Below are 18,012 nucleotides of genomic sequence, written 5' to 3' on the forward strand. Positions count from 1 at the left end.
GATGACTCCTGCGTGTCTGGGAGGGGTGGGTCAGTTGACGCGCTTCTCTCGGCCTGCCCAGTACGGCTCGCGCAGGACGCGCTTCAACACCTTGCCGCTCGGGTTCCTCGGCAGTGCGTCGACGAACTCCACCGTCCGCAGCATCTTGAAGCTCGCGAGGTGCTTGCGCGCGAACGCCATGATGTCGGCCTTGCTCACCGTCGATCCGGGGCGACGCACCACGATCGCGATGGGCAGCTCACCCCAGCGTTCGTCGGGGATTCCAATCACCGCCACGTCCGCGAGCTCCTCGTGCTGGACGAGGACGCGCTCGAGCTCCGCCGGATAGATGTTCTCTCCCGCGGAGATGATCAGGTCCTTGATCCGGTCGGTGACGTAGACGAAGCCATCCTCGTCCACGTACCCGGCGTCGCCGGTGTGAAGCCATCCGTCCACGAGCGTCCTGCGGGTCTCCTCGGGGAGCTTCCAGTACTCCAGCATGTGTCCCGCGGTCTTGAACGCGATCTCCCCGACCTGTCCGGGCGGGAGGGCGCCGCCGTCCGGCCCGAGGATCTTCACCGACACGCCCCGCAGCGGCCTGCCCGCCGACTTGAGCCGCGGGTTGGTCGGATCCAGGTGCTCCGCCGAGGGCAGGAACACCGCCATGTTGGTGGTCTCGGACAGGCCGTAGTTCTGCGTGAAGCGGCACTTGAAGAGCCCCTGTGCTCGCTCCAGGAGCGGCCTGGGCATGGGCGAGCCGCCATAGACGAGCTGGTCGACCGATGACAGGTTCGCGGTCCGGCTGCCGGGCTCCGACAGCATGAAGCGGATCATCGCCGGGACGAAGGCGACCTTGGTGATGGCGTGCTTCTCGATGAGCTCGAGCGCGGAGGCGCCCGTGAACACCTTCATGATCACGTTCGTCGCGCCGTTGACCAGCCCATGGACCCCGAACCACAGCCCCCCGACATGGAACGTGGGCAGCGCGAGCAGGGTGATGTCGCCGTCCTTCCAGTGGATCAGCTCGTCACCCGAGCGCACGACCTCGCGGATGACATCGAGGAAGCAGCCATGGGACAGCACCACGCCCTTGGGTCTTCCACTGGTGCCGCTGGTGTAGACCTGCACGACCGCCTGGTCCTTGTCGACGGGGATCGCCTCGTGCCGTCCTGGTCGCGCATCGCGCCACGCCGGGTACACCGGGTAACGCTCGGAGGCGTCATCGAGCACGATGACGCGCCTCAGCCGGGGGCAGGATGGCAGGAAGGCCTCGACCATCGCCGTCAGCTCCGGCGTGATGAACAACAGCTCCGACTCGGAGTCCTGGACGATGTAGGCGAGCTCGCTCGCCTCCAGCCGCCAGTTGATGCTGAGCATCACCATCCCGGCCTTCGCGCAGCCGAAGAGCAGTTCGTATGCGCTCTCGCTGTCCGTCCCCAGCACCGCGACGCGCGCCTGACGCGGGAGCCCCTCCGCGATGAGCGCGTTCGCGACGCGGTTGCTGCGCTCCTCCAGGGCGGCGTAGGAGACGCGGCGCCCCTCCGCGATGAGCGCGGTGTGTTCAGGGATCGCACGCGCATGGAGGCCCGGGATGTCGGCCAGCGTCGCGACGGCGTCGTAATGCTCCAGCATGATGGCTCGCTCTCTTGGGGACGTGGGCGCTCCGCTGACGCGACAGGCCTGACTGGGACCTGTCACGTCAGCGTGCGCCGCGGGGGGCCGGGCGACTCAGACCTCGTACTTCTCCAACTTCTTTCGAAGCTGCTCCTCGATGGACTCCTGCTGCTCGGACGCTGCTGCGTCCTGGCTCGCTCCGGAATCTTCCTCGCCGCCGGAGGGGGACCTCGCTGCCTCCCCGAACGCGACGCTCACGACGTACGCGGCCAGGCTCTCCGGGCTGGGGTAGTCGAACAGGAGCGTCGTGCGGAGCGCACAGCCCAGCTCCTCTTCGAGCAGCTCCTTGAACTCCAGCGCCCGCTTCGAGTCGACGCCCAGGTTCTCGAAGCGCGACCGTGGATGGAGCTCACGCTCGTCGACGCCCAGCTCGTCGCCGAGGGTCCGCAGGATGGACTCCACGAGCAGGGTCGCTCGCGCGGACGGGGGCGCGGCGGTGAGACGGTCGCGCAGTCCCAGGAGCGAGTTCATGCGGCCCCCCGGGCGGGCATGTTCGACCTGCGCGCCGCGTCGGCGCGCTTCGCGTAGTTCTCCACGATCTTCGAGTACAGGTTGAGCAGGCCGTACACGGCATCCTCGGCGAACAGGCCGGTGTCGTAGTCGAGCTCGATCGTGATGTCCGTCGGCAGCACGAAGACGTTGCAGCAGAGGTCGAACTCGATCCGGTCATTCACCGCCGCCACCAGCGCGGGTTGATGGCTGCCAAAGCGTGGCAGTTGGCTGACCGGCTCCACGTTGAACGTCACCTCGACTGGCGCCCCTTGGGCCTCCGAGGTCACCGCGCGGTACTGCTCGCACATCTCCTGGTAGGGGAACATCGCGTGCTTGAACAGCTCCGCCATGTCGTGGCGTGCGCGCGCCAGGATGGTGTCGAACGTCGCGTCCTGGCCATGGACCGGGAGCAGCGGCAACAGGTTGACGCAGGTCCCGACCACCTGCTTGAGGTCTCGCGTCGTGCGGTTGGCGAAGGGAATCCCGAGGATGGGCAGGCGGGTCCGGTAGGCCCGGTTGAGGAACACCTGGAAGCCCGCCAGCAGCGCGGTGAACGGCGTCACGCCGTCCGCCCGGGCCTGCTCCTTGAACAGGGCGGTGACCTCCTCCCCGATGCTCAAGCGCGCACGCCCCCCCGGCCGGCCACCGACGGCGCCGCGGTGCCGGAGCGCACCAAAGGCATGGCCGCGCTGGTAGCCCGCGATGGCGTCGAGGGCGCCCTGCCAGTAGCGCTTGTCGCTCGCGTACTGTTCGCCCTGGCGATAGTTCGCTTCGTGTTCGCTCCACCGCGTGTAGGGCACGTGGGCCGTGCTCGTGCCTGGGCTCTCGCTGTAGAGCGCCGCGATTCGCTCGAACACCGAGACCAGCGCCCAGCCGTCGCACACCAGGTGGTGCACGCAGAGTCCGACGAGCGTGGCGCCATCCGCGAACCGGGTGATGTTGACGCGAACGTTCGCCCCCGCGTCGGGCGCGAGCGGTGCCTTCTGCTGGTCCGCCATCAGACGATCGATGAGTCCGGGGTCGCTCGAGCGCTCAGCCAGTTCAGCGCGCTCGATGTGGACCCGCCGCTCCGAAGTGGGGAGCAGCTTCTGCGTCTTCCGTTCGAGGTCGAAGCGGGACCACAGCGCCTCTTGCCCGCTCAGGACCGAGACAATCGCCGCCGACAGCCGGTCGATGTCCACCGCCTCATCGAAGCGCAGGCCGTAGCAGAGGTTGCAGGCCACCGACCCGTCGGGCCCGCTTCGCACAAGCTCATGGAAGCGCCGTTGTGCGTCGGCGAGGGGCCGCTCGGCCTTGCTCGCGTCACGCAGCGGGAGGAGGCGGTGCGCGACGAGCTCGCGGGCGATCTTCCGCACGGACTGGACGAAGCGGCTCAGCTCCGCGTCGGTGTGCGCGGTCGACAGGAAGCAGTTGCGGCCTTCCCAGATGAAATAGCCCGCTTCCAGGAGGCGGTAATAGAAGACGTCGAGGTTCCCCTTGGTGGAGAAGCGGAAGAGCGACGAGAAGTGCTCGACCGTGACGTCCGCTCCCTCCTCCTCGAACGCGGCGTTGAGCTGGGCACTGAGCCGCTCCGTTCGCTCGTTCATCGAACGGTAGAGCTGGTCGTCCAGTCCCTGGATGTGTTCGAGCACCGCGAGCGAGGCCGCCATGGCCAGCGGGTGCTTGGTGAACGTCCCGGCGAAGAAGATGGTGGGCGTGCCGGGGAAGCTCGCGTCGCCGTACTGCCAGAATCCGCCGTCCAGCACGTCCATGTACGCGGCGCTGCCCGCGACGACTCCAATGGGCATTCCTCCACCCAGGACCTTGCCGTAGGTGCACATGTCCGCGCGGACGCCGAACAGCTGCTGCGCGCCGCCCCGGGCACAGCGGAAGCCGGCGATCACCTCGTCGAAGATGAGCGCGATGTCGCGCTCCTGGGTCAGCCGCCGCAGCTGCCGCAGGAACGCCGCGGGCTGCATGCTGGGCGCGCGGCTCTGCACCGGCTCCGCCAGCACCGCGGCGATCTCCTTCGCGTGGCGTTCGATGTAGTCGAGCGCGCTCTGCTCGCAGTAGTCGAGCACCACGGTGTCCTTGACCAGCGAGCCCGGCGTCCCCAGGCTGGCCGGCCGGCTCTCGTCGCTGGACGCGCTGCCTCGCGCGAGGAACGCGTCGAAGGTGCCGTGGTAGGAGTTCCGGAAGATGACCACCTTGTCCCGTCCGGTCTTCGCCCGGGCGAGCCGGACCGCGGTCATCGTCGCTTCCGTGCCGGTGTTGCAGAACGTCACGCGGGCGTGGCCCGTCAGCTCGCAGATCAGCTCGGCGACCCGGCCGGCCAGCGGCGACTGCGGCCCGATGGGCATGCCGCGTTCGAGCTGCGCCTTGACCGCGTTCGTCACGAAGTCGGGCGAGTGGCCGAAGAAGTGCGCTCCGAAGCCCATCGTGAAGTCGAGGTACGAATTGCCATCCACGTCGGTGACGTGCGCGCCCTGCGCCTTCTCCGCGGAGATCGGAAAGACCATCTCCTTCAGGAGGGGACGAAAGCCAGCGGAGACGCGGTTGTCGGCGAGGACCTGGCGGTAGCGCTGGGCGAGCCGCTTCGACTCCGGTGCCTTGGTCGTCACGCTCGCCGTCAGCTGCTGGATGTGCGCGACCTTCTCCGCGTCGTCCTCACGCTCGTCCTTGCCCAACTTCACCGAGAACGCGCTGAAGCGATCCGCTTCGGGCTTGCCCGGGCTGGCCGCGGGCGCGGCGCGCACAGGGGCTGGAGCGGCGGACTCCGCCGGGTTTGCGCGCTGGAGCGTCGCGGGCGCGCTCCGCTCCGGCGTGCGCTCGTTCGCCGCCGTGCCTGCCGGACGCTTGCCGAACAGGCTCAGCTGCCGCGCCATCAGGTCCAGCTGCTGCCTGACGATGTCCTCGAGGCCCTGGCGGCCGCCGTCACCTCGCGGCGTCAGGTTCGCCACGCTGAGCTCGGGGAGGGCCGCCACCTCTGGCTCCGTGGCGACCTGGGGCTCCACGGATGCGCCTTGCTCGTGGATGTGGCGCGCGACCTTGGCGATCGTGTTGACCCGTTCGTAGATCTCCAGGACGGTGAGAGACACGTGGAAGCGCGCGTTGATCTCCTGGAGTACCTCCAGGAGGATCAGCGAGTCGGCCCCCATGTCGGCGAATGGCAGATGGGGGTCGATGTTCCCTGGCGCCTGCTTGAGGCAGTACGCGACCTCACGGAGGACCGAATCCGTGATCCGGGACACCGCGTCGTTGCTTGACGTCTCGATGCTCATGTCAGTTCCCACCTGGGCTCCACGAAGGGAGGGCTATTGGTCGTCCAGCAGCGCGAGCTGCTGACGCATGACGTGGATCTGTCGTTCGATGAGGGCGTGCACGGCGGCACCGGGCTCCTCGTGCTCCACCGCGTCGGGAATCACGGTCCGCTCGCGCGGAGGGCGCTCGGCGAGGGCCACGCTCGTGGGGGGGCCACGCGGGACACGTATCTCCGGCGTGCCTTCCGTGCCCGGCACCGGCGCGTCGGCCTCGGTGCTGCTCGCGGTCCAGTACCGCTTGCGCGCGAGGCGGCGAGCTGGGAGCGAAACCCTGCCGGGAGGCGCGGCGTGGCCCAAGGGCGCGAAGTCCAGGTCGAACCCCAGCTCATACATCGCCCCGACCGCGCGGAGCAGTGACTCCTGGCCATCCCGGTCACGCACGGCGCTGCTCATTGCGCGCACTCGCGCACCGTGGTCCGCGGCGACGAGCTGCGACAGCACCCGGTCGGGACCGAGCTCGAGGAACACCTGCGCGCCCAGCCCGGTCAGCGTCTCGATGCCCTTGGAGAACTGCACGGGCAGGGCGATGTGCCGTCCCCAGTACTCCCCGCCGAGTGCGCTCGATGGCACCACCGCACCGTCGACGTTGCCGACCACCGGGAATGCTCCGGCGCTGATGGCGAAGCTCCGGGAGTGTTCCGTGAGCCGGGCCGCGGCGTCGTCGAAGGTGGGGGAATGGAAGGCGTGCCGCGTCCTCAGCATGCGGTAGCGAACCTGCTCCCGTTCCAGTCGCTGGCAGAGGCGTTCGACCGCCCGGCGCTCACCGCTGAGAACGACGCGCTGCCTGCCGTTGACGGCGGCCACGTGGAGCGGATCCCCCTGTTCGTGGAGAAGCGCTGTCAGCGCCGCCAGGTCCATGGACACCGCGACCATCGCTCCGTCGTGCGAAACCGACTGCATCAGTCGCCCGCGTTCGTGGACCAGCGCCACGCCATCGCCGAGGGTCAAGGACCCTGAGACGGTGTGCGCCACGAGCTCGCCGACGCTGTGCCCGATGGCGAACGCCGGGGTGACTCCCAGCGCGGTCCACAGGCTCGCGAGTGCGTACTCGAAGGCGAAGAGCGACAGCTGCGCGGCGTGCGTATCGCCGGTCAGACGCTCGTCACCGCCTTCGGCAGGCCCGTACACGAGCCGCGCCACCGATAGCCCCGCGTGCTGGAGGATCAGCGCGTCGCAGCGGTCGAACGCGGCCCGGAACGGCCCAGAGGCTTCATAGAGCTCACGGCCCATGCCGAAGAACTGACAGCCCTGGCCGGTGAACATGAAGGCCACCTTGGGCTTTTCACCCGGGGCGACCAGGAGCGGCGTGGTGCTGGCGCGCTCCTCGCGAAGGGCCTTGATCGCCTCGGCGCGCGTCCGCGCGACGCAGACCCGGCGATGCGTCAGATGCTCCCGCGCGAACATCAGTGTGTCCGCGATCGGTTCCAGCGCGCCCTCCGACGTGCCCAGGTGGGCCGCGAGCGCGTCCGCGTCCTCGGCCAGACCGGCGGCGAAGTGACTCGACAGCGGGAACAACACCGGGCGCCCGGTCTCCCCGGCCACGCGCCCCGGGGACAGGTGGCGCTCCAGCACCACGTGGGCGTTGGAGCCCCCGAAGCCGAACGAGCTGATGCCGACGTGGCGCAGGTGTCCCGGCACCGGCTGGGCTTGCTCGGCGATCCGCAGCGCGCAGTCCTCCGCCAGGAAGAAGGGCGCATGGGGGCGCTGGACCGGGTGCGGCGGGATCACCCCGTGCTCCAAGATCAGCATCCCCTTCAGCAGCCCACAGAGGCCCGCGGCCGCCTCGGCGTGGCCGATGCTCGCCTTCGCCGAGCCAACGAAGCACGGCGCCCCGGGTGTCCCGCCGAAGACCTCCTGGAGTGCGTTGAGCTCGATGGCGTCGCCCAGCGGCGTCCCGGTCCCGTGGGCCTCCACGTAGGCGATGTCCGCCGGCGACAGGCGCGCGCGCTCCAGGGCGGCGCGGATCACCCGGATCTGGCTGGCGCCGTTGGGGGCGGCGATCCCGTTGCTGCGGCCGTCCTGGTTGATCGCCGTCGATGCGATGAAGCACCGCACGGGGGGCCGCGCCGGCGCATCGCCGTCCACCCGGCGCAGGATGACGACCGCGACGCCTTCGGCGCGCCCGTAGCCGTCGGCATCGGCGCTGAACGTCTTGCAGCGCCCGCTGGGGGAGAGCATCTTCGCCTGCGAGAACGCCAGCGGCAGGTCGGGCGAGAGGATGACGTTGACCCCGCCGACGATCGCCATGTCGATCTCCCCTCCGCGCAGCGACTGCATCGCGAAGTGAAGCGCGGTGAGCGACGATGAGCACGCCGTGTCGATGGCCAGGCTGGGGCCCTTGAGGTTGAGGAAGTAGGAGATGCGCCCGGCCAGGAGGTTGTGCGAGTTGCCGATGCCGAAGTACCCGTCCACGTGCTGCTTCTGGCCGGAGTCGAGGCTCATGTAGTCGGAGCTGCCCACCCCGATGAACACGCCGACGTTCGAGCGCCGCAGCTCCGCGCGGGTGATGCCTCCGTCCTCCAGCGCGTCGTGCGTCACCTCCAGCAGCAGGCGCTGCTGGGGGTCGAGCTTGCTGGCCTCGCGGGGCGACACGCTGAAGTACTCGGCGTCGAAGCCCGCGACGTCCGCGAGATAGCCCGCGCGGAGGGTCGTGATCTTCCGGCCCAGGACCGGGTCATGCGCCGCCTTCCACAGGTCGCCTCGCGAGGCGTCCGGCTCCGCCGCGGCCACGCGCCCGTCCACGAGGAGCCGCCAGTAGTCCTCCAGGCTCGCGGCGCCAGGGAACCGCCCCGCGGCCCCGACGACGGCGACCTTGCTCTGTTCGGCTGATTCCATGCGCTGCCCCATGTGCCGCCCCCAGGTCCCAGGTGCGGGCCCTCGCCGGAGTCCGGCGTGGGCCCACCCGCGCGTCAGGCCGCGCGCTTCACGTCGCGGTCCTTCGCCGCCAGCATGTCGACGAAGCGCGCCCACTCCTCCACCACGTCGTTGAGGAAGGCCTCGATCTCCGCGTAGCGGTCCGGGGTCAGGGCCTGGCGGACGATGAACCAGCTGTCCTCGGAGTGGTCGTGGTCGACGACGGTCCCGTCATCCGCCTCGACGTGGATGCTGTGGTAGCCATCCGAGATGTCCGTCGGGCAGACGGCGAGGGTGTTGTCCGCCCACGGGCCGTAATAGGGGATGAACGCGGTCTCGATGCCGGCGAGCACCACCGCGAGGCGGAGATGATCGCCGAAGCTGTCCAGGAGCGACTTGCGCACCGCCACCGCTTCGGGTGACGGCGTGTACGCGGCCCAGGTCTCCTCCGGATGCCCCACCGCCGTCAGGGTGTCGACGAGCTGCCAGTAGTGAGAGAAGCCCGGGTGCCCGCAGAAGCCGCTCTTGCCACGCGGCGTCGGCTTGTAACCGACCTCCTCCAGGACGTTGAGCATGATGAGGAAGCGCGCCGCCATCTTGGGCTTGGCCCCGAGCCTGCGCTCGAGCGAGCTGGTGGTCTCCATCAGGCGGATGAGCGCGTCACCAAAGTGCTCCGCGAAGGCGTACCGCACCTCCGAGTGCACGATGCCCATCGACTTGAGCGTGAACTCCTTCTGGGCGAACGATGCGATGACCGGATGGTTGAACAGGCGCGACGCCTTGATGGTGCGGTCGAGCTGCTGCGTGAAGGCTTCGTTCTTGCTCCAGAGCTCCGCGTCGACGGACTCACGCACGATGCGACGGGAAACATCCCTGGGGTTCTCGATGGGAAAGCTCATGTCGGTCTCCGGGTACTGGAAGGTCTGTCTTCGTTTCGGGTTTCGAGCGCCGGACGCCGCGTCAGCCACGCTGGGCCGCGGGTGCCAGCTTTCGCCGCTTCAGGTCTTCGCCCCAGCCCGGCCCTTGCAACTCGGCGGGGATCTTCGAGGCCAGGGTCCCCTGGTGGTACTCGGGCAGCAGCGTCCAGTGCAGCGCCTGCTTGAAGTGGTGCGCGGCGTGGTAGCCCGCGTTCCAGGTGAACCAGTTGTAGAACTGGCCGGTGTGCGTCCGTGACGCCGTGTAGTCATCGCCATACGGCAGGTCGCTGTGATGGGCATACGCGGACCACTTCAGCGCGTAGAGCATCAACACCATGGGGGCCACGAACACGATGAGCGCCGGAACAGGGCGGTAGACCAGCAGCGCGGCGAGGCAGGCCCCTCCGAGCGCCAGGTAGACCAGGAACTCCGTCATGAGGCGGGGGTTCTTCCGGCCCAGCACGAAGCACGAGGGGTAATGCCAGAGCAGACACCGGATCGCGAACTCGTGGCGCCCCATCGTCGACCCGTCTCGCCGCCGCCAGTTGAGCGTGTCCAGTTCCGGCTGGTCGTAGCTGGCATGGTGGCCCACGATGTGGTTGAGCGTCCCGCTGAAGGGTGACGACCCGGTCTCCAGGAAGATGAGCAGTTCGAGGAGCCGGTTGAGCGGCTGGTTCGCGAACGTCCGCACATGCATGTGATTGTGATTGTAGGCGACGACCGAAAGGCAGAACGGCACCAACGCGAACGCGCCAGCCGCCAACCACCTGACATCATTGACAAAAAGATACAGGGCCAGCTGGCCGGCGAAGGTCGCGACGATGAGGAGGACCGCCCAGGCGTCGGCCGGGTAGGGGATCAGCTTCTTCCGCATGGCATGCCTCGTGAGATGAATCACAGACGGCGGAGCCCCGCCGCGTGGAGTTGCGGCTGGACTACTCGGCCACCGGCGAGCCGGTTCTCTTGTTCAGCTTGCCCAGGAGGAAGCCGGCGAGCTCCCGGATGTTCGGGTAACTGAAGAGCACGGAAGGATCGACCGTCAGCGCGTATTCCTCGGACAACGCGGCGCCCAGGTCGATGGAGTCCACCGAGCCCAAGCCGAGCATGGCGAACTCGACGTCGGCGCCGAGGGACGCGACCGGCTGCGAGCACCGGCCGGAGATCCACTGGCGGATGAACGCTTCGACCTCGGGCCGGCTCACCGGGCCCGGCCGGGCCACCACGTCCATCGTGGGCGGGCGCGGAGTCTCGATGAGCGGCGTCGCTGGGGCATCCGGCGGCGGCGTGAAGGCGCGCCGCGCGGGTTCCGCGGGAGCCGGCTTCCGCGTGTCACCCGGGAGCGCCGTGAAGAGCGCATCGAGCGACGTGTTTGGCATCGCCGTGAGGTTCTCGCGGCGTCCGAACTCACGGTCCACCGCGTCCCCGAGGGCCCGGAGCGCGTCGACGCTGGCGAGCGCGGGGAAGGCGCGCGCCGCGCTGTCGAGCCGGACGTGGGCCGCCTGGAGCCGTTCGAGCAGCCAGCGCTGCGTCGCCGCGTCAGTGCCCCGTCCGGCCGCCGCGGCGTACAGCACCAGGTGATTGACGTATTCACCCATGAGCTGCCCCAGCCAGTCCTCCTGGGACGCGTCGCGCTCGCCCGGCAGCGCCGCCAGGAGCGGGTGGAGGACCGCGTCGTAGTGGGTCCTGACCGTGTCCTCGTCCAGCCACTCGCGCAGGTAGGCGCGCAGGACCGGCCGGCCTCGCAGCACCGACGTGCCGACGAAGTGGTTGAGCGTCTCCGTCGGGCCCTCGAAGATGCGGAAGATGCGCGCGTCCCGGAACAGCTGCGGGATGAAGTTGGACTCGATGTAGCCCCGTCCCCCCGCGAGCTGCATCGTGCGGTCGACGGTGGTCCACAGCATCTCGGTGGACACCGACTTGCACACCGCGAGGACTTCCGGAGCCACCGCCTGTCCGGCGTCGATGCGCGCCGCGGCCCCGTCGATCAACGCCTCGATGCCGGCGATCTGATGCATCGCCTCGCTCAGCACCGACCGGGTGTAGGGGTTGTGCAGGAGGTTGCCGGTCGAGACGCGCCGGCCGCCGGCGTACTGGAGCATCAGCTGGACACAGAGCCGGGTGGCGCCCAGACACAGGGACGCGATCGCCAGCCGCCCGTAGCACAGGGTGTCCTGCGCCACGCTCATGCCTTGTCCCAGCTCTCCCAGGACCTGCCAGGGTTCGACCGCGACGTCCTCGAAGAAGACCGTGTTCTGGATCATCCCCCGCAGGCCCATGGTGAGCGCCTCGGGGCCCTGTCGCACGCCAGGGCTCGTCTGGGGGATCGCGAACGCGGTGATGCCCGCCGGGTGTCCGTTCGCGTCGACGTTCTTCGCGAACACGTTCATCAGCCCGGACCACGCCGCGGAGCCGCTCCAGATCTTCGTGCCGCTCACCCGGTACCCGGCACCCGTCGCGTGCGCGGTCGCTTCGATGGCCTGGGGATTCGAACCGGCGCCCAGCTCCGTCAGGGCGAACGCTGCCAGCTCCCGGCCACGCGCCAGCGACGGCAGGAACTGCTCCTTGAGCCGTTCGCTGCCAAAGCGCAGGACCGGCCGGACACCCAGCACGTTGTTGAGGCCCACGAACAGCGCCAGGGTCATATCCTTGCTGCCAAGCAGCTCCATGACCTTCAGGAACTCGCGGGTGGAGAACCCGAGGCCCCCGTAGGACTCGGGCACCAGCATCCCGAAGAGCCCCTGGTTGCCGAAGTCGAGGATGACGTACGGCGGCAGCGTGCGCCGCTCGTCGATGAGGTACGAGTTGAGCCGCGTCGCGCAGTACTCGCGGATCCACGCGAGCTTCTGCTCGAAGACCGCCCGGGGGGCGCTCGTGGGGGCGGGGACCGGGCGGACGGGGGCCGGTGCCGGTGTCTCGCGAGGGTGCTCGGCCTCCCAGGCGTGAAGGACCTCCAGCTGCTTGTCGAGGAATGACCGCCGCACCTCGCCACGCTGGATCTTCCCGCTGCTCGTCTTGGGGACATTGCCCGGGTTGACCAGCGCGATGTACGCCGGCGCCACGCCATGCACCTTCAGGACCTCACGGCGGATCCTCGCGATGAGCTCGTCGAAGCGCGCCGTCACGTCCTTGCCGCGGGCCACGCCCTGGACGATGCCGAGCCGCTCGTCGTCGAAGCTGAACGCGGCGCCGCAGTGGACCCGGAAGTCGTCCGACAGCGCCTGCACCGTCTCCTCGATGTCCTGGGGATAGTGGTTGAAGCCGTTGACGATGATGAGCTCCTTGATGCGGCCGGTGATGAACAGGCGGCCGTCGCGGACGAAGCCCAGGTCGCCGGTCCGCAGGAACGGCCCCTCGCCCGTGTCGGTGGTGTAGGCGTGGAAGGCGTCCGCGGTCGCCTTGGCCCGGTTCCAGTAGCCGCGCGTCACGCTGTCGCTCTGGAGCCAGACCTCGCCCACGCGCAGGTCGGGCTGCACCGTCCAGCTGCCCGGGTCGACGATCTTCACCACCTGCTCGCGCCCGTCGATGGCCATGCCGACGAGCGTGTGGATGCGCGCCGCATCCCCGGCGTCCTCGCCGGCTGGCACCACGGTGCCCCGGTGGACCGCGTCGCGCTGGACGTCGAACGTCGTCGGCGGCTCGCCGCGGGGACCGCCCGCGACGAACAGCGTGGCCTCCGCGAGGCCGTAGCATGGGAAGAACATCTCGCGGCGGAAGCCGGCGCGCTCGAACCGGCGGTGGAAGCGCTCCAGCGTGTTCGCCTTGATGGGCTCCGCGCCGTTGAACGCGGACCGCCACGACGACAGGTCCAGCGTGTCGATGACCGCGTCGTCCACCTTCTCGATGCAGAGGTCGTACGCGAAGTTCGGGCCCCCGGCGCAGGTGCCCCGGTACTTGGACACGGCCTGCAGCCACAGGGCCGGGTCGCGCACGAACGACTTCGGCGCCATCAGCACCGCGCGCGCCCCCAGCGAGAGCGACTGGAGGATCATCCCGATCAACCCCATGTCGTGGAACAGCGGCAGCCACGTGACGATGACGCTGTCGCGGGTGTTCCCCATCGCCGCGGCGACCATGCGGTTGTTGTGGACGATGCTCCGGTGGGTGACCATCACGCCCTTGGGATCGCCCGTGGACCCCGACGTGTACTGGAGGAACGCCAGGTCGTCAGGGAGGGGCGGGGTGAGCTCAAGGGGCATGGGGTCCGCGTCGCCGTGCGCGGCGATCAGCTCCTCCATCACCAGCGAGCGGCAGCCTGGGAACCCGGCGAGCTGCGCGCCATGGCTGGCTTCAATGGCGCGCTGCACGAGCATCGCCTTGGGCTGGCAGTCTCGGACCACGGCGCGGAGCTTCACGCCGTCCTTGTCGCTCGCCGGGGGATAGAGCGGCACGGCGATGGCCCCGGCGGCGGTGCACGCCAGGAAGCCCACGATGTATTCGAGCCCCGACCTCATCACCAGGAGGACCCGCTCACCGCGGAGCCCCTCGCGGCGGAAGTGCGCCGCGAGGCCGAACACGGTCCGCGCCAGCTCATGATAGGAGATGAGCTGCTCGGGCGACTCGCGACCGCTCAGGAACGTGTATGCGTTCTTCCCCGGTTGCACCTGCGCCCAGTGCCGCAGTGTATGGACGAGGGTGGGGGAGAGGTGGAGCGCGTCGGCGCGGTCGGTCATGACCAGCTCGCGGCCTGCCCCGGTTGGATTCTCGATGACCCGCTGTTCTGGCTGCACGTGCGTCATGACTCCATGTGGGGCGGTGTTGCCGCCGCACCCCAAGAGGGCGCGGCGGCGGGGCCGCGGTGTGGGTGAAAGGGTTTCAAGGGGCCGGGCCCCGTCCGGGGATCAGCCCTTGGGGAACTCGCCGATCTTCGCGAAGGAGGCATTGGCCGTGGCGACCAGCCCCTTCGGGGAGGAGACCGTCATCTCCGCGATGACGGCCTTCGAGCCATCGCGGATCACCCGGGCGGTCGCCACCAGGTCCTGCTGCTTCGCGGGAGACAGGAGGCGCACGTTGAGGTCCGACGTGACGACGATGGCGCCGCTCTGCGCCGCCGCCGTGAACCACCCCGCCATGTCCAGCAGGGTCATGAGGATCCCGCCGTGCGTGTCCTGGCCGCCGTGGTCGAACTCCGCCTTGCGCTTCCAGCGGCAGACCGCCTCGCCCTGGGCGTTGTATTCGAGCGTGACACCCAACGTCTTGTTGAGGGGGGCTTCATTGAACTGTTCAATCAAGAATGCGTGAAGCGGGTTCGACATGCGTGAGCTCCTATGAGGTGAGACCGGATCCCCCTACCACAGGCTCGGCCAGTCGCGTCCCTGGAAAGCATGAGGAGTCCGGACACCCTGTCCCGCATGGCGAGGGTGGCGGTGCATCAGGAAGTCATCGTTCTATCTGCGGGGTCTGACATGTTCCGCGGACCTGGGAGCCCATCCTGGGAAATGATGCAGGGTGATAGGCATTACCAAAAAATCACACCCACAATGGATCAGCCCCCAGATGCTGCCTTTCGAGGGGCGTAGTGGTACCGCCGCGGTCGGCGCCGTACCAGGGCCCGGCACGTGATGTCCCAGACGTCAGCAATGACCACCTCCCGAGTCCCCCGGATGGCCGTTCTTCGTCCGCCACTGCACGTTGATGAATGCAGCGCTCCCCATGGATGGAGAGGGTCGAGCAGAGTGCGGCATCAGGGGCAGGATCAAGACCGGAGGGGAGCCATGTTCGAGAGAGTGTTTGTTCTCGCGGTGGGTGGGGTGTTGGTGTCGGGGTGCATTGACCGACCCCCCGAGACCCAGGAGCCCATGAAGGACCCGCTTCAGGCCAGGGGCGCTACCGACGGCGTCGGGTACGACCTGGAGGTGACTCGGGACGCGTCTCGAATGAGGCTCGAAGTGGACGAGCTGGGACCTGGAGGCTTCCTTGCTCAGGGACCGGCCTTGGGGCCGCTGCCTGATCCCTGGCTGTCGATGACCGGGATTTCGGGTGCAGCAGGCTCCTTCCAGCGCTGGAGCCTCTATGTCCCCGCGGGCAAGGCGAAGGTGACGTTCAAGATCAGCGGCGGCACGGGTGACGTGGACCTCTACGCCAGATTCGGCGCGCCGCCGACGACGTCGGTCTACGATTGTCGTCCGGGCCTCAGCGGCAACACCGAGACCTGTACGTTCACGCAGCCGCGGGAAGGCACGTACCATGTCGGTCTCCACGGGTATTCGGTGTACTCGGGCGTCAACCTGACCGGAACGTACGATGATCCGCCCCTTTGCCCGCCCTGGCCCTGGCCCTGGCGCTGGCCCATTCCCGTGAACCCTCCGCCTCCGCCGCCTCCCCCCTGGACACCGATCATCGATATCGCGGACAGCCTCGCCGGCCACTTCAATTACTGGACGCTCGACGTACCCTCGGCCCAATCCGTGGTGACGTTCACGCTCAGCGGCGGCACGGGTGACGCGGACCTCTACGTCGACTTCGGCGCGGCCCCCACGACGACGACCTATCAGTGTCGTCCGAATCTCAGAGGCAACACCGAGACCTGTACGTTGACGGCGCCGTCAGCGGGCAAGTACTACGTCGGCCTCCGCGCGTACTCAGCGTATTCGGGCGTCACATTGACGACGACGTACACGGCCGGGCCGTAGGCCCATGACGCTGGCCGATGGATCACATCGGCTGAACCTTCTCACGCGACAACTGCCTTGCTTCGCGGACGCGCATCACAGGCGTTCCCCAACGACGTTGACGACCCGGCCGTCCTTCGCCACCACGCGCAGTCGGCTGAAGCCCCAGAGGTCGGACGTGCGGACTGCCTTCACGTGCAGCACGCCGTCCTGCTTGCTGCCGGAGAGGTCAATCTTCATCTCCGCGATGCCGTCCTGGTTCTGGAGGTTGAAGGTGGCGGAGAAGAACCGGCTGCCACTGACGGGCGCGCCCAGGAGCTGGGTGACGCCCTGGTGGTTCTCCACCCGCTCCATGGCCTCGGAGTAGGGGAGCTGACTCCACGCATGCAAGAGCATCAGGCCGCCGCCCCCGCAGCACAGCAACGGCAGCCCCAGCACCGCCGCGAGCACCCACTTCATTGTCGATGACATCCCCTGCGCCTGGTCTCGCCGGGCCATCTGGAGTCCCCTGGGTGAAAGTCCGCGGCTCACCCTATCGCGGGAGTGCCCGCCAAGGAAAAAGGTCGAGAGCCTTTCCGCCCTCACTTCAGACGCAAGTGGTGCCCTTCGCGGTGGATGTCTGCCATTGGCGGCACGGACGGAGACTCCGCGACTGTTCGGGAGGCCCGCTCCAGCCCGTCCCCGGGTGGTTGGTTAGCTGGCAATACGTGATTTATGAGCCATAGCTATCATTCTTGAATCAATTGATGAGTGCGTGAAACCAGATCGGGGCGGGTGGGGCTTCGAGTTCACGGGGAGAATGGGTTACCATTCCGGGCGCACGGCGGAATGGGACCGCCGCGACGGGGACAGGTATTCCAGTGGATGAAGAAATCGTTTATCGCCACACGGTTGAAGGACTCTTCCGCTCCATTGGTAGCAGCCTCACGCCGGACCTGAGGACGAAGCTGAACGCGGTGGGCCTGGATCTCGATGCCCAGTCCCCGCGCAACACGTCCCGGCAGGTCTTCGCGGATGCCCTGCGCGTCACCGTGGAACACCTGTATCCCAATGTCGAGAGCGACGAGGGCTACCGGAGGCTGGGCGTCGGCATCATCCACGGCGTGGAGCAGACGGTGCTGGGCAAGGCGCTGGTCTCGATGTGGCCCATCTTCGGCCCCGAGCGCGTCGTCGTCCGCATCCAGGAGAGCTTCGAGACGGTGAACAACTACATGAAGTCCCAGCTGCTGACCCAGGGCCCCGCGCACCACATCATCCGGGTGAACGAGTGCAACGGGAACCCCGGCTACCTGCGCGGCATCATCGAAGCCGGGCTGACCCGCGCCGGAGCTCGGAACCTGCGCGTCGAGTCCTTCGACTTCGACGGCCACGCCTGCTCCTACCGCATCCGGTGGGGCGACTGAGGCCGGGCGTGTCTTTGCGTGAAATGACAAGGCCCCCGGGTCGTTGGACCCGGGGGCCTTCTTCGTCCCGGCCGCATCAGGCCAGGTCGAACAGCAGCGCCTCCAGCGGCTCGGTGGCGGCGAGCACGAGGCTCGACTCGTCGGACACGGCGACACCGTCACCGGCCTTGAGCGCCACGCCGTTGAGCGTGCCCGTGCCCCGCGCCAGCTGGACCCAGGCGTGCCGCCCCTTGGGCAGCGTGTACTCCGCCTTCTCTCCCGGGCTCAGCAGCGTGCTGGACAGCAGCACGTCCTGGTGCACGGTGAGGCTGCCGTCGCGGGCGTCGGGGCTGGCCACGACGCGCCAGCGTCCCTGCCGGTCCTTCTCCGGGAAGAGCTTCTGCTCATATTCAGGCTTCAGGCCCTTCTTGTCGGGGATGATCCAGATCTGCAGGAAGTGGACGTCCTCGCTGGAGCCGTTCATCTCGCTGTGCATCACGCCCGTGCCGGCCGTCATGCGCTGCACCTCACCGGCGCGGAGCAGCCCCTGTCCTCCCGTGCTGTCCCGGTGCGCGATGGCGCCGCTCAGCGGGTAGGTGATGATCTCCATGTCCCGGTGCGGGTGCGTGTCGAAGCCCTCGCCGGATTGGACGCGGTCCTCGTTGATGACGCGCAGGGCGCGGAAGCCCATGTGGTCGGGGTCGAAGTAGCTGGCGAACGAGAAGGTGTGATGCGAATCCAGCCAGCCGTGGTTGGCATGTCCGCGCGCTTCGGAAGGTCGAACGTTCATCATGGTGGGTGTTTCCTT

The 18,012-nt window shown here is 68.4% G+C and carries 12 protein-coding genes; 2 read left to right on the plus strand and 10 right to left on the minus strand.

Going from position 1 to position 18,012, the window contains the following annotated elements; genetic code table 11:
• Nucleotides 1-30: 30 nt before the first annotated feature.
• The 8 genes from GTY96_RS17745 to GTY96_RS17780 form a co-directional block, all read right to left on the minus strand.
• Complete coding sequence (locus GTY96_RS17745; RefSeq protein ID WP_161665323.1) at nt 31-1,611, minus strand: long-chain-fatty-acid--CoA ligase; 1,581 nt, start codon at nt 1,609-1,611, stop codon at nt 31-33.
• Nucleotides 1,612-1,707: 96 nt separating this feature from the next.
• Complete coding sequence (locus tag GTY96_RS17750) at nt 1,708-2,124, minus strand: acyl carrier protein (RefSeq protein ID WP_161665324.1); 417 nt, start codon at nt 2,122-2,124, stop codon at nt 1,708-1,710.
• Nucleotides 2,121-5,405 carry an aminotransferase class III-fold pyridoxal phosphate-dependent enzyme gene (locus GTY96_RS17755; RefSeq protein WP_161665325.1) on the minus strand — a complete coding sequence of 1,095 codons (3,285 nt, stop codon included), beginning with the start codon at nt 5,403-5,405 and terminating at the stop codon, nt 2,121-2,123. Before GTY96_RS17755 ends, GTY96_RS17750 begins: the two co-directional genes overlap by 4 nt.
• 33 nt (nt 5,406-5,438) lie before the next feature.
• Entirely contained in the window at nt 5,439-8,279 is a 2,841-nt protein-coding gene (locus GTY96_RS17760; RefSeq protein WP_161665326.1) for a type I polyketide synthase, read from the minus strand.
• 74 nt (nt 8,280-8,353) lie between these two features.
• Nucleotides 8,354-9,196, minus strand: coding sequence for a hypothetical protein (locus GTY96_RS17765; protein WP_143901697.1), 843 nt, complete (start codon nt 9,194-9,196; stop codon nt 8,354-8,356).
• A gap of 61 nt (nt 9,197-9,257) precedes the next feature.
• Entirely contained in the window at nt 9,258-10,088 is an 831-nt protein-coding gene (locus tag GTY96_RS17770; RefSeq protein ID WP_161665327.1) for a fatty acid desaturase family protein, read from the minus strand.
• 61 nt (nt 10,089-10,149) lie between these two features.
• On the minus strand, nt 10,150-13,941 hold the full coding sequence (locus GTY96_RS17775; protein WP_161665328.1) for an AMP-binding protein: 3,792 nt from the start codon (nt 13,939-13,941) through the stop codon (nt 10,150-10,152).
• A 111-nt stretch (nt 13,942-14,052) separates the two neighbouring features.
• On the minus strand, nt 14,053-14,466 hold the full coding sequence (locus GTY96_RS17780) for a PaaI family thioesterase (protein ID WP_143901691.1): 414 nt from the start codon (nt 14,464-14,466) through the stop codon (nt 14,053-14,055).
• 459 nt (nt 14,467-14,925) lie between these two features.
• Between GTY96_RS17780 and GTY96_RS38575 the strand changes: the two genes are divergently transcribed.
• A complete protein-coding gene (locus tag GTY96_RS38575) occupies nt 14,926-15,843 on the plus strand; it encodes a PPC domain-containing protein (RefSeq protein ID WP_328700922.1) in 918 nt (305 codons plus the stop codon).
• A 75-nt stretch (nt 15,844-15,918) separates the two neighbouring features.
• On the opposite strand, the gene GTY96_RS17790 is transcribed toward GTY96_RS38575, so the two are convergent.
• A complete protein-coding gene (locus GTY96_RS17790; RefSeq protein ID WP_161665330.1) occupies nt 15,919-16,281 on the minus strand; it encodes a cytochrome c oxidase assembly factor Coa1 family protein in 363 nt (120 codons plus the stop codon).
• Nucleotides 16,282-16,682: 401 nt separating this feature from the next.
• Between GTY96_RS17790 and GTY96_RS17795 the strand changes: the two genes are divergently transcribed.
• On the plus strand, nt 16,683-17,225 hold the full coding sequence (locus GTY96_RS17795) for a DUF2378 family protein (protein WP_143901685.1): 543 nt from the start codon (nt 16,683-16,685) through the stop codon (nt 17,223-17,225).
• A gap of 76 nt (nt 17,226-17,301) precedes the next feature.
• On the opposite strand, the gene GTY96_RS17800 is transcribed toward GTY96_RS17795, so the two are convergent.
• Nucleotides 17,302-17,997: a pirin family protein gene (locus GTY96_RS17800; RefSeq protein ID WP_143901683.1), complete on the minus strand. Its 696-nt coding sequence runs from the start codon at nt 17,995-17,997 to the stop codon at nt 17,302-17,304.
• Between the last annotated feature and the right edge of the window lie 15 nt (nt 17,998-18,012).

It is taken from the genome of Corallococcus silvisoli (genome assembly GCF_009909145.1).
GTDB lineage: Bacteria > Myxococcota > Myxococcia > Myxococcales > Myxococcaceae > Corallococcus > Corallococcus silvisoli.